This window comes from Pseudomonas sp. HD6515 (assembly GCF_024971855.1).
GTDB classification, from domain to species: domain Bacteria; phylum Pseudomonadota; class Gammaproteobacteria; order Pseudomonadales; family Pseudomonadaceae; genus Aquipseudomonas; species Aquipseudomonas alloputida.
In genome coordinates this window covers 2,530,377-2,543,021 of the sequence record NZ_CP079827.1, presented here as the reverse complement: position 1 = coordinate 2,543,021, position 12,645 = coordinate 2,530,377, and the positions used below count along the sequence as shown (strand labels likewise).

11 protein-coding genes are annotated in these 12,645 nt (G+C 58.6%); 5 read left to right on the top strand and 6 right to left on the bottom strand.

The window, feature by feature from the left end:
- Positions 1–52: 52 nt before the first annotated feature.
- The gene (locus tag KW568_RS11675; RefSeq protein ID WP_003256078.1) at positions 53–667 is read right to left on the bottom strand and encodes a LysE family translocator; all 615 of its coding nucleotides are present in this window, start codon (positions 665–667) and stop codon (positions 53–55) included.
- A gap of 111 nt (positions 668–778) precedes the next feature.
- Between KW568_RS11675 and KW568_RS11670 the strand changes: the two genes are divergently transcribed.
- Positions 779–1,231: an Lrp/AsnC family transcriptional regulator gene (locus KW568_RS11670; RefSeq protein ID WP_003256079.1), complete on the top strand. Its 453-nt coding sequence runs from the start codon at positions 779–781 to the stop codon at positions 1,229–1,231.
- A 378-nt stretch (positions 1,232–1,609) separates the two neighbouring features.
- On the top strand, positions 1,610–3,022 hold the full coding sequence (locus tag KW568_RS11665) for a cytosine permease (protein WP_004577490.1): 1,413 nt from the start codon (positions 1,610–1,612) through the stop codon (positions 3,020–3,022).
- 150 nt (positions 3,023–3,172) lie between these two features.
- Here KW568_RS11665 and KW568_RS11660 read toward each other — a convergent pair whose 3' ends face one another.
- The 4 genes from KW568_RS11660 to KW568_RS11645 form a co-directional block, all read right to left on the bottom strand.
- Positions 3,173–4,492, bottom strand: coding sequence for an OprD family porin (locus KW568_RS11660; RefSeq protein WP_003256081.1), 1,320 nt, complete (start codon positions 4,490–4,492; stop codon positions 3,173–3,175).
- Positions 4,493–4,596: 104 nt separating this feature from the next.
- The gene (locus KW568_RS11655; RefSeq protein ID WP_004577491.1) at positions 4,597–5,325 is read right to left on the bottom strand and encodes a nitroreductase; all 729 of its coding nucleotides are present in this window, start codon (positions 5,323–5,325) and stop codon (positions 4,597–4,599) included.
- Between the two features lie 28 nt (positions 5,326–5,353).
- Positions 5,354–6,706 (bottom strand): aromatic acid/H+ symport family MFS transporter, encoded by a 1,353-nt coding sequence (locus tag KW568_RS11650; RefSeq protein WP_003256085.1) that lies wholly within the window; start codon positions 6,704–6,706, stop codon positions 5,354–5,356.
- A 266-nt stretch (positions 6,707–6,972) separates the two neighbouring features.
- Complete coding sequence (locus tag KW568_RS11645) at positions 6,973–7,998, bottom strand: AraC family transcriptional regulator (protein ID WP_004577492.1); 1,026 nt, start codon at positions 7,996–7,998, stop codon at positions 6,973–6,975.
- A gap of 231 nt (positions 7,999–8,229) precedes the next feature.
- Between KW568_RS11645 and KW568_RS11640 the strand changes: the two genes are divergently transcribed.
- The gene (locus KW568_RS11640; protein WP_004577493.1) at positions 8,230–8,685 is read left to right on the top strand and encodes a MaoC family dehydratase; all 456 of its coding nucleotides are present in this window, start codon (positions 8,230–8,232) and stop codon (positions 8,683–8,685) included.
- A gap of 217 nt (positions 8,686–8,902) precedes the next feature.
- Here the strand turns inward: KW568_RS11640 and KW568_RS11635 are convergent, their stop codons facing one another.
- On the bottom strand, positions 8,903–9,790 hold the full coding sequence (locus KW568_RS11635; protein WP_004577495.1) for a LysR family transcriptional regulator: 888 nt from the start codon (positions 9,788–9,790) through the stop codon (positions 8,903–8,905).
- 112 nt (positions 9,791–9,902) lie between these two features.
- Between KW568_RS11635 and KW568_RS11630 the strand changes: the two genes are divergently transcribed.
- Together KW568_RS11630 and ppnN are read left to right on the top strand one after the other, a co-directional pair.
- The gene (locus KW568_RS11630) at positions 9,903–10,964 is read left to right on the top strand and encodes a YeiH family protein (RefSeq protein WP_003256093.1); all 1,062 of its coding nucleotides are present in this window, start codon (positions 9,903–9,905) and stop codon (positions 10,962–10,964) included.
- A gap of 213 nt (positions 10,965–11,177) precedes the next feature.
- Entirely contained in the window at positions 11,178–12,551 is a 1,374-nt protein-coding gene (gene ppnN, locus KW568_RS11625) for a nucleotide 5'-monophosphate nucleosidase PpnN (protein ID WP_003256095.1), read from the top strand.
- Positions 12,552–12,645 lie beyond the last annotated feature (94 nt).

Sequence of the window (12,645 nt, the reverse complement as noted above, 5' to 3'; positions counted from 1 at the left end):
TTGTGCATTAGGTTGCAGCGAGTTTATCTGAAGTCATGCTGAACCGGTAAATTCAGGTCATTTGCCCGGCTATCAAGCCCAGGGCCACGGTAATCATCGCCATCCCCGACACCCGCCCGACCAGCTTTGCCGCACCCGGCCGAGTGCTCAGCACAGCTTTGGCGCCATAGCCGACCAGCGTGTAGATCACCAGCGAACTGCACAGGTGGACCAGCCCCAGCAACAAGATCTGCAAGGGCACAGGCCAGCTCGACTGCGGGTCGGTGAACTGCGGCAGCAGGGCCAGGAACAGCAGGAATACCTTGGGGTTCAGGCCGCTGACGCAAAAACCCTTCAACGCCCAGCGTGAGCCCGACTCCCCCGCGCCGCCCTGCCCGGCCGCCGGCAATGCCGGGCTGAGCAACAGGTTGCCGCCCAGCCACAGCAAGTAACTGCACCCCGCCAGGGTCAGCAAGGTCAGCGCCAACGGGTGACCTGCCAGCAAACTGCCGACCCCGGCCGCCACCACCAGCGTGGCCAGGAAATGCCCCGACAACATCCCCGCCACCGCTGGCATCACCCAGCGCCCACGCATGCCGGCCGAGATGGCATAGGCCCAGTCTGCACCGGGGGTAATCACGAACAGCATCGACACAGCCCAGAACGCCGTCAGCACACTGATAGCCACTTGAATCTTCCTTATCTACTGCATTGGGATGTCGATAGATTACGGATTCCGTCCGGGGATTTTCTTTCGTATATTCCCCCTCAGCAATCATGTACTGGAAGATTCTTCCCAATGGATAGAACTGATCGAAAAATCCTTGCCGAGCTGCAAAAAGACGGGCGGCTGTCGGTAACCGAGCTGGCCGACCGCGTGGGGCTCAGCCTGTCACCCTGTCATCGGCGCTTGAAGGCACTGGAAGAGTCCGGCGCCATTCTGGGCTATCACGCACGGCTGGCACCGAGCGCCCTTGGGCTGAACTTTGCCGCGTTGGTGTTCGTGACGCTACGCGAGGTGACCCGCCAGCCGGTGGCGGACTTTGAAACGGCACTGGCGCAGATCCCGCAGATTGTCGAAGCGCAGCGGCTGTTTGGCGACCCGGATTACCTGCTGCATGTGGTCGCCAAGGACCTGCCGGCGTTTCAGAAGCTGTATGACGAGCATCTGACCAGTATTCCCAATGTGAAACGCTTGAGCTCGACCTTGGTGATGAAGGAAGTGATTCAGGATCGGTTGCTCCCCATGTAGCTGTTTCCTCTTGTGCCGGCCCCTTCGCGGGTAAACCCGCGCCTGCTGTAGGAGCGGGTTTACCCGCAAAAAGGCCGGCCCAGGCAACCTTTCATCTGCCCTGAAAACGCGCACATCGCACCAACCCAGCCCACCGTGATCCGGGTTGCCAACCCGCCGCCCCTCTACCCCACGGCCTTCAGCCAGCTGGCACTCTCCTTGCTACCGTCACCCGCTTAAGCTTTTGTCAGCCTTAGTTTTTTTAACGCTTATGGGCACATATTTACTAATTTCTCGTTACCCCCGCGCCCCTCATCATCGCTCCAACAAGAACGCGTCGCCCACCGCCGGCACGCCCCCGGGCAGTTCCCAATGCCCTACCTTGCCTTGGAGTCAGTCATGACCAGTGCAGCCAATTCGGCACCCCTGATAGAAAAACACACGATCGGCTACGTGCCCCCGCAAGACTGCCATGGAAAGGTAAGGGATCTGTTCACACTCTGGTTCGGCGGCAACATCGCGCCGTTGCCCATCGTCACCGGCGCGCTGGGTGTGCAGCTGTTCCACCTGAACCTGGTATGGGGCATCGTCGCCATCCTCGTCGGTCACCTGGTCGGCGGGGTGCTGATGGCCCTGCACTCGGCCCAGGGCCCGCAAATGGGCATTCCGCAGATGATCCAGAGCCGCGCCCAGTTCGGCACCCTCGGCGCGCTGCTGGTGGTGGTGATCGCCGGCGTCATGTACATCGGTTTCTTCGCTTCCAACATCGTCCTTGCCGGCAAGTCACTGCATGGCGTGGTCGACGCCGTTCCGGTACCGGTGGGCATCGTCATCGGTGCGTTGGGTTCAGGCATCATCGGCATCATCGGCTACCGCTTCATCCACGTGCTCAATCGCATTGGCACCTGGGTACTGGGTATCGGTATCGTGGTTGGCTTCGCCTACATCTTCACCCATGTGCAGAGCGACGATTTCCTCACCCGCGGCGGCTTCAACCTGGCCGGCTGGCTGGCCACCGTGTCGCTGGCGGCGTTGTGGCAAATCGCCTTTGCGCCCTATGTGTCGGACTACTCGCGCTACCTGCCGGCAGATGTCAAAGTCAGCTCGACCTTCTGGACCACCTACCTGGGCTCGGCCCTGGGTTCAAGCCTGTCGTTCATCTTCGGCGCCGTGGCCGTGCTGGCGATCCCGGCCGGCATGGACACCATGGACGCGGTCAAGCTGGCCACCGGCACGCTCGGCCCGATCATGCTGGTGCTGTTCCTGCTCAGTGTGATCAGCCATAACGCCCTCAACCTGTATGGCGCGGTGCTGTCGATCATCACCCTGGTGCAAACGTTCGCCTACCGCTGGATCCCCACCGCCAAAAGCCGTGCAGTGCTGTCGCTGATCGTGCTGTCGGCCTGCTGCGTGGTAGCGGTGTTCGCTTCGGCAGACTTCATCGGCCACTTCGTTGACATGGTGCTGGTACTGCTGGTGGTGCTGGTGCCGTGGACGGCGATCAACCTGATCGACTTCTACGCCATTCACAAAGGTGATTACGACATCCAGTCGATCTTCCAGGTCGATGGTGGGATCTATGGGCGCTACAACCCGCAGGCCCTGATCGCCTACGCTGTGGGTATCGTGGTGCAGATACCGTTCATGAACACCCCGCTGTACGTCGGGCCGATTTCCGAGCATATCAACGGGGCTGACCTGTCGTGGCTGGTAGGGTTGGCGATCACCTCGCCGCTGTACTGGTGGCTGGCGAGCCGTGACAGTGCCTACCGTCGTCGGCAGACCAGCGCCAAGCTGGCAGCAGTGGCTTGATCGGTACTGGCCTTTCGCAGCAAAAGATGAAACGGCTGGGTGCAGGCGTCCGAACGCCTGGTGCAATTCAGGCGGGAAACAGCGAACCCGTCGATTGGGAATGAATGGCAAAAAAGGGGCCGGCGCCAGAAGGCCGGCCCATTTCGCTATTCAGAAGTTGAAGGTGTAACGCATGATCAAGCGATTTTCATTAGCGCTGTCAGCGTAGGTCGAGCGGTTCGTGGAGTTTCGCCATTGGAACGAAACACCCTTCGCCGGCCCACTCTGAATGACATAAGAGATATCAGTGACCCGCTCCCATTCTTTGCCCTCCTCCCCGTTAAGGCGGAGTGAAGCGGCTTGGCGGCTCTTCAGCAGATCAGGATCAACATCATCACCTTTCATGTACCGGGTGGTGAACAGCAAGCCTGGTACACCCAACGCAGCGAAATCAAAGTCGTACCTTGCGAACCACACCCGCTCCTCAGGGGCAGTGAATGTACTGACCAGCGATTCGCCGAACAGGTAGGTATCCGTGCCGTTTACAAACGCAAACGAGGTGTCGCCCCAAGCCTTCTGGTAACCGCCACCGAGGGTGTGTCCCTTGATGCTGTAGGCGAAGTAGCTACTCAGCGTTCTGTTGTCCACCTCACCCAGTTTTTTGGAGCCTGTCTCGCTGGCATCGAACACGCGAACATCCGCGATCACATTGCCTTCCCCCAACGGTTTGATGACTTTAATGCCGGCGAAGTAGGAGGTGTAGAGGTCTTCAAGCTCGGCGGCGTGCAAGCTGAAGGTCATGTCCTTCGTGGGCTTGAAGTCAAATGCCAGGTAGTTGTAGTGATCCGCCTCAACCGGGGCATAGCCCGTGGCTGTGAGTGATTCGAAATCGGTGGAGTTACGCTGCTTCACGGCGTTGACCCTTATAGCCGTTACCGTCAATTTATCGATGTCGTTGACGGTCAGCGAACCACCGCGAAAGACCTGAGGCAGCAGGCGGCTGTTATTACTCCAGAGTAAAGGCATCAGAGGGTTCACCCCCCCTATCCTCAACTCCGTCTTACCCATCCTTGCTTTGGCGGTGGCTACGAACTTACCGTATTCATCCTCAACCTGCCTGTCGGAATCGTAGGCCAGCAGCCCTGATCCCGTTCTGTCCGGGCTGGAATCAAGCTTCACCCCCAGCAAGCCCATCGCATCAATACCGAAGCCCACGGGCCCTTCTGTAAAACCCGATTGCAAGTTCAAAATAAAGCCTTGCGCCCACTCATCGCGCTTGGACTGAGTGGCGCCATCATTGCGAAAATCGCGATTATAGTAGAAGTTACGGAGTTCGAGACTGCCTTTGAAGTCTTCCACGAACGCGGCAGAAGCATAAGGCGCGACCAGCAATGCTGCTGAACAAGCCAACGATTTTTTTAAAGCAATAGACATCACAGGCACCTTGTTCTTGTTGTGTGCTTGAACATGGAGCGCAGCGAAGCGCCCCATGCAATGCCAATCCTACAAATGGGTGAAGGCCCGCTTTAGCGGAATGATCGAAACAGTATCACCCTGCCCGGCGCTAAACTTGGACAGGGCGCACGCCAGGTTTTTTATTCTGAGTGAAAGGTCGTGAATGCACGCACGGGTTCACGGCCAGTAACCAACGTGTTCTCAATGCTGCCATCATCGGCATAACCCAAGCTCATCCCACAGACGAGCATTTGGCTCTTCGGTATTGCCAGCATTTCAGTGATGATGCTGTGATATTTAAGGAATGCTGCCTGCGGGCAGGTGTGCAAGCCTCTTCCCCGTGCGGCAATCATGAGGCTTTGCAGGAACATGCCATAGTCCAGCAGGCTCCCTTCCTGAAGCACGCGGTCAATCGTGAAGAACAGGCCAACAGGCGCCCCGAAGAAGCGATAATTCCGGCCGTGTTGCTCGTGCATCCTTTGTTTATCGCTTCGACTGATGCCCAACAAGCTATAGAGCCCCCACCCTACCTCCCTGCGCCGTTCGATGTAGGGAGATGTCCACTCCCTGGGGTAATACGCGTAGGGATCAGAAAAGCGTTGGTCATCAGCCGGATGGTCATCAACCTCAGTAATTGCTGCGGACAACCGTGCCTTCATATCGCCGGTAACAACATGCACGTTCCAGGGCTGCAGGTTGACGCCTGTTGCGCTATAGCGCGCAACGTTCAGAACCGCTTCAATTTCCTCTCGCGGAACTGGGGTTGGGAAGAACGACCTGATGCTCCGACGTGAGACGATTGCCCAGTCGATCAAACGGGCAGTTTCGTCCGAACCTACCGGTGATTTGCGCAAGCGATCAATAAGCATACTTGGCACCTGTCTCGCAGAATTATGGTCAGGTCAGCTCGTGGGCAACCGTGGCCTTCTTCCTCACTACAGCCGAGTCCGAGCGAGATTGGTTGATCATGGTCACTGCAACAGCCCCTACCAGGCCGGCGAGCGCGATTGCCATGAAGTTCTGCTCCAGCGGCAACGCCATCGACACCAAGGCACCAATCAAAACAGGTGCGACAATCGCCCCGACGCGACCGACGCCCGAGGCAAAACCGACGCCAGTTGAGCGGATGGTGGAGGGATAGAAATCGCCGGCGTATGCATAGGCCAGAAGCTGGGTGCCAAGGGTCGAGGCCCCCACGATGAACACGACGACAAAGAGCAGTTCGGTGGAGCGGGTATATCCCAGCAACGTGAGTGCGACCGCGCCCACTACATAGAACACCACCAAGACGTGTTTGATGCTGAATTTGTCGCTAAGCCATCCACCCAGAATTGCACCGAAGATCGAACCGAGGTTGAACACGATGACGAAATTCAGGGCTGAACCGAGGCTGAAACCCGCCATGGCCATCAACTTGGTGAGCCACGAATTGAGCGCATACACCATGAACAGCCCGGTCATGAATGCCATCCAGATCATGACCGTGCTGTATCCACGGCCTTCCAGGAAAAGGCTTCGTACTGGCTTATCTTGAGCAGAGATAATCTGAGGATTGCCGACGAGCTGCGTGTCATCCGTGATCACAAGGTCAGGACGAAGGCGACGCGCGATGATTTTCAACTCGTCTTGTCGACCCTGCTTCAACATAAAGCCGATAGAGTCGGGCATTGACTTGAGAATGAAAGGAATCAAAACCACTGGCAGGACGGCCACGTAAAACACATATTGCCAACCGTAGCTTTCGATCAGTTGTTTACCCGTCAGGGCTACCAGAATTCCGCCCACCGAATAGCCTGCGAAAACGATGGTCACCAGCCGGGTGCGAACTTTCAAGGGCGAGAACTCACCCATCTGCGCCGTACAGATGGGCAACACACCGCCGATGCCCAAGCCGGCGATAAAGCGCATGATACTGAAGGTCAGCGGGCTGTCAGTGAACCCTGCCGCAGCGGTGAAAACGCTGAACAGCGCTACACAGATCGCGATCATTTTCGGCCGGCCAATTCGATCTGCCAATGTGCCTAAAAAAATGGCGCCCAGCATTGTCCCAAACAATGCTGAGCCAGCCATTACTCCGGCGCTGGTCGCATCAATTTGCATATCGGCCATGATGGCCGGTAAGGCAGCCCCCACCACTGCCAAGTCGTAGCCATCGATAATCAGAATTAACACGCACCAGAACAGAATAATCCCATGAAAGCGGTTAAACTTCGACTCTTCGGTCAACGTGTACATATTCAAAGAACTCATACCGTGTCTCCTTCAATCTTATTGTTGTGTTTTTGAAGTCCACATACGTATAGCGATCTGGCACAACTCGACCACACGCGCAGGTACGCATGGTTCCGCGTGTAAGTCGGAAGAGTTGAGAGACCCTAGAAGGCGCCCGAGAAAAATCGTAGGCCTAATGGCAAGGCCCAACCATGCCCAATGGCATCATTCTGCTTGACCGGAACGGGCAGTTTTGGAAAACCAGATGGCTTCAATCAGCGGGTGATCAGCCCAAGCGCAGAGGACTAGTCCCCTCGAGGGCTACGCAACGAGCGTCGGTAAGCACCAGGGGTGATACCCGTCCATTTTTTGAATGCCCTGTGGAACGCACTGGTCTCAATGAAGCCAACCTCTGACGCAACGCCATCCACCGTCATACCTGCCCGGCAGAGCAGACTGATGGAAATATCCCGCCTTAGATTATCTTTGAGCCGTTGGTAGGTGAAACCCTCAGCGTAGAGCCTTCGCTGTAGGGTGGAACTGGACATGCTCAAGTCGCGTGCGAGTTCATCGAGTTCAGGCCATGTGTGTGGAGAGAGCAGTTTTAGTCGCCGCCGGATCGTAATGCTCGTGCTGTCGTCGTTACGGTATTTCACAAGGAAGTTACTTGGCGTTCCCTTCAAAAACAAAGGCAGTGTGCTGAGCGTTTGGCAAACCTTGTACTCCAGAACATTCTTCTCGAAAACAGCGGAGGTTCTCTCGGCCCGCCACTCGATTTCCTCACAAAAACGCATTCGATAGTCGCTGTCGTCCTCTGGCTGAGGAGGACGCATCGATAACTTCAAAACAGGGATGCGCCTGTCGCACAGCCAACAAAGCAGACCATGCACGAGGACCAGCCAGGCACCATAACAAAACGCCCTTCGCGACTCACCATGATCATGGATGACAATTGCAGCATACTCTCCATCGCACTCCACCGACCCATAGATGTCATCAAGGGCAGTCCTGAGAAACGCCAGAATCCGCTTGAGCGCCTGTCCAATGGTGTCGCAGCCGAGGGCCAACTGCGCCATCAGCTTGAAGCTACCTCTGCGAAGAGGGTGACTGTCTGCCGCAAAAAACTCATCGTCGAGCAAATCCGCTAACGCAATCCACAATCTGGAGAACGTACCAGCAGGTACCCTGGCATAGCGCTGGTCCAGCAGGCGTGGATCAATATGCGCGTGGCTGAGCACAGTAGCAACATCCAGGCCACGCAGTTCTGCTCCTTGAAGTGCGTCCCGCACGAGGCTGATCGACGTGGTGCCTTTGTGGGCAGAAAACTCCATCTGGGGCTCCGTTGCTAACTCGATACCAAAGGCTGCCTTGCAAAGCAGACACACCCGTAGAAGATCTACCGTACCAATATCACTGTGCCAGGTGTCAACGCCCCTTGTTTTTTATTGCAACACGTTTTGGATTACCGCCCAGAGAGGTCACAACACCTGAGGTAAGCGGGCATTGCTTCATTCTCGCCCCTGCATCCAGGATAGTCACCCCACCTGTTTAAGGTCCTTTCCATGAGTGCCAGCGAGATGTTCTGGGAGCAGTTTTCTGTCGGCCAGGCGTGGACGCACCATCGAGATGAAGCGTTGGCGCAAGACGAAATCATCGCCTTCGCAAAGCAATACGATCCGCTATACATGCACACTGATCCTGTTCAGGCGCTTTCCAGCCCCCTGGGCGTACATTGTGCAAGCGGCGTGCATACCTTCGCACTGGCTCAGCGAATGCTGTGTGATGCGCTGTTTTCGGTGACGCATGTCGTGGCCGGGCACCGCATTGAAAACTTCATCATGCATCGACCTGTGAAGCCGAGAGATAGGCTCAGCCTGACGGCAAAGGTGATGAATGTCTCACAGCACGCTCGTCGAGACGATTGCGGCTGGGTCACGCTCGCGATTGCTGTGCAGGTAGCCGGCACCGGTTCGGTGTTGACTTACGACCTGACCGTGCTAATCGCACGAGCAAAATGACCCCGACGCCGATCCATTTGACCAATCCTCATTGCTCAGAAGCCCCCAAACATCTCTCTCAAGTACCGCCGTCAGAGGGTCGCAATTGCGCGAAGCGGCTGAGCAAGCGCAGCGCGCAGGCTTTCAAATTTTGGCGGGCAGTCCAGGTACAGCACAGTCTTCAACATCTGTGCTGTAACCTGTGGGACCGGGCACGCCCGCGAAGAGGCCAGCACAGTCAACCCACCTCTTGCATGGCAGCACACAATTCAAGAAACCGCGAGGCAGCCCGCGAAGGCGTAGCCCCATGCGGCAACAGAATGGAAAAACGCCGCACCAGCGCCTGCGGCGCAACCTGCAGCCGGTGCAGCGCCCCATCTTCATGACGAATGGACATCGCCGACACAAAGCCAACCCCCATCCCGGCCCGGACCGCCTCTTTTACCCCTTCAACGCCAGCGATCTCCAGCGCCACTCGCATTGCCACGCCATCACGGACAAACGCCCGCTCGACGATCTGCCGCACACCCGAGCCGCTTTCACGCAGTACCAAGGGGTAGGTGCCGAGCGCCGCCAGTGTCTGCTGGTCACTGCTTGCCAGGGGATGCCCACGGGGCACAATCGCCACGATCTCGTCCTCGCGCCACGGCGTCACTTGCGTACCCAACGGCAACTCCTGCCCGGGCGGCCCCTCGATCAGGGCAATATCAACACTGTCCAGGGCGGCGACGATCTCCGCCGTGTTGCCATGCGAGGTGCTGACCAGCACATCCGGATGACGCCCGTGAAAATCGGCGATCAGGTAAGGCAGCAGGTAACTGGCGGGCGTGGTACTGGCGCCGATGCGCAAGGTGCCGCGCTCCAGCCCGCGCATGGCCTCGCGCAATGCTTGCGCCTGTCGGAAGGTTTCGCGCAGGCGCTCGGCATGCGCCAGCAACTGCTCACCGGCCGCTGTCAGCCGCACGCCGCGGCCGGCACGTTGGTAAAGGGGTTCGCCAAACGCCTCTTGCAAGAGCTTGAGCTGGCCGGACACCGCCGGCTGCGACAGGTGCAGTGCTTGAGCGGCATGGCTGATGTTGCCGTGTTCGGCAACCGTGGCGAATGTTATCAGCTGTTCTGGGGTCATTTTTGAAAACTATCAGCTTTTCGGATATTTGCCATCCTAAATTACGATTTTTTATAAGCTTATAACCAGATTAACGTAGGCCTTGTCGAAACACCTTTTCCGGAGGACTCACATGGCCACGGTTCCGTCCAACCCTGCCTTTGCCCCTACCCTCTCCACCCGAGGGCGGCTCAATGGCATTCTGTTCGTCGCGCTGTTCGCGGTCGCAGTCACTCAACTGGCGGCCCTGCCCGCTATCGCCAACCTGGGCATCAGCCCGCTGATCGTGGGTATCGTCGCAGGTGCCTTGTATGGCAACGCGCTGCGTGACGGCGTACCGGCAAGCTGGGCGGCAGGCATCAATTTTTCCGCTCGCGGCCTGTTACGCATTGCGGTGGCATTTTTTGGCCTGCGGGTAAGCCTGCAGGAAATTGCCGAAGTCGGCTGGTCGGGGCTTATCGTGTCGGTGCTGGTAGTCACCAGTACCCTGCTGATCGGCCTGTGGTGTGGCATGAAAGTGTTCAAGCTCGACCGCGATACCGCCTTGCTCACCGCCGCCGGCAGCGCTATCTGCGGCGCTGCCGCCGTGCTGGCATTTGAATCGGCGCTGCGCAGCGCCCCCCATAAAAGCGCCATGGCAGTCGGAAGCGTGGTGCTGTTCGGTACCTTGTCGATGTTCCTTTACCCGCTGGCGATCAATGCCGGCTGGCTGCATCTGGATACCATGGGCGCCGGGCTGTTGCTGGGCGGCACAGTCCACGAAGTGGCGCAGGTGGTAGGCGCGGCCAGTAATGTCAGCCCCGAAGCCACGCATATCGCCACCATCGTCAAGATGACCCGGGTCATGCTGCTGGTGCCGGTACTGCTGGTGGTGGGCCTGTGGATCAGCCGTTCGCGCAAGGCTGGCCAGGCGCAGGGCAACGGGCGCATTGCCATGCCCTGGTTCGCTTTCGGCTTCCTGGCACTGGTACTGGTGAATTCACTGCAAGTGCTGCCTGGCAGCGTGACCCAGGCCGTGAACAGCCTGGACACCTTTGCCTTGACCATGGCCATGACGGCGTTGGGCATGGAGACCCGCTTCAGCCAGATTCGCCAGGCCGGGCCACGGGCGCTGGCGACCGGGGCGATCCTCAACCTGTGGCTGGTTGGCGGGGGGTTGGCGATTACCCTGGGGGTGCAGAAGCTGTTGGGCTGACGGGAGACCGAGTCGGCTGCTTCGCGGGTAAACCCGCTCCTACACAGGTCCGCACCGCCATCAAGGCTTGCGCTGTACCTGTATAGGAGCGGGTTTACTCGCGAAGTAGGCCGCCCGGTCTCAAGGTTTTTCACAGCCCCCCTCGTTGCCGTCCACATTTCTCGGTATGGTGGTGTCAAAGAAGGATGTTTTACCCGCACAGGAAAGACTTAGATGCCTCAACGCCATGTCATCAATGCATCCGTCAGCCCCAAAGGCAGCCTGGAGACGCTGTCACAACGTGAAGTGCAGCAACTGAGTGAAGTCGGTACCGGTAGCCTTTACACACTGTTCCGCCAGTGCGCCCTGGCAATCCTCAACACTGGCGCCCATGTCGACAATGCCAAGACTATCCTTGAGGCCTACAAAGACTTCGAGGTGCGTATCCACCAACAGGACCGTGGCGTGCGCCTGGAGCTGCTGAACGCGCCGGCCGACGCCTTCGTCGATGGCGAAATGATCGCCAGCACCCGTGAAATGCTGTTCAGCGCCTTGCGCGACATCGTCTACACCGAAAGCGAGCTGGCCAGCCAGCGCATCGACCTGGAAAGCTCCCAGGGCATCACCGACTACGTGTTCCACCTGCTGCGCAACGCGCGTACCTTGCGCCCGGGCGTGGAGCCGAAGATGGTGGTGTGTTGGGGCGGCCACTCGATCAGCACCGAGGAATACCAGTACACCAAGAAGGTCGGCCACGAACTGGGCCTGCGCAAGCTGGATGTCTGCACCGGCTGCGGCCCGGGCGTGATGAAAGGCCCGATGAAGGGCGCCACCATCGCCCACGCCAAGCAACGCATGCATGGCAGCCGCTACCTGGGCCTCACCGAGCCCGGCATCATCGCCGCCGAGGCGCCCAACCCGATCGTCAACGAACTGGTGATCCTGCCAGACATCGAGAAGCGCCTGGAGGCCTTCGTGCGTGTCGGCCACGGCATCATCATCTTCCCAGGCGGTGCCGGCACGGCGGAGGAATTCCTGTACCTGCTGGGCATCCTCATGCACCCGGACAACCACGACCTGCCGTTCCCGGTGGTGCTCACCGGCCCGCGCAGCGCCGAGCCTTATCTGCAACAGTTGCACGCTTTCGTCGGCGCCACGCTGGGTGAAGCGGCCCATCGCCTGTACGAAATCATCATTGATGACCCGGCGGAAGTCGCCCGGCACATGGTCGAAGGCCTCAAAGCGGTCAAGCAGTTCCGCCGCGAGCGTAACGATGCCTTCCACTTCAACTGGCTGCTGAAGATCGAGGAGAGCTTCCAGCGACCGTTCGACCCGACCCACCAGGCCATGGCCGACCTGGACTTGCGTCGCGAGCTGCCGCCCCATGAACTGGCGGCCAACCTGCGCCGGGCGTTTTCCGGGATTGTCGCAGGCAACGTCAAGGACAAAGGCATCCGCCTGATCGAGGAACACGGGCCGTATCAGATCCACGGTGACAGCGCCGTACTGGACCCGCTGGGCCGGCTGCTGCAGGCATTCGTCGACCAGCACCGGATGAAGCTGCCCGGCGGCGCGGCGTATGTACCGTGCTATCAGGTGGCAACCTGACCACGCTGCTTTACTGAGGACGGGCATGGATGCCCGTCAAACGCGGGGGCCGGGTGACGGGAGCGTCTGTACGGATCACCCACATGGGTTACAT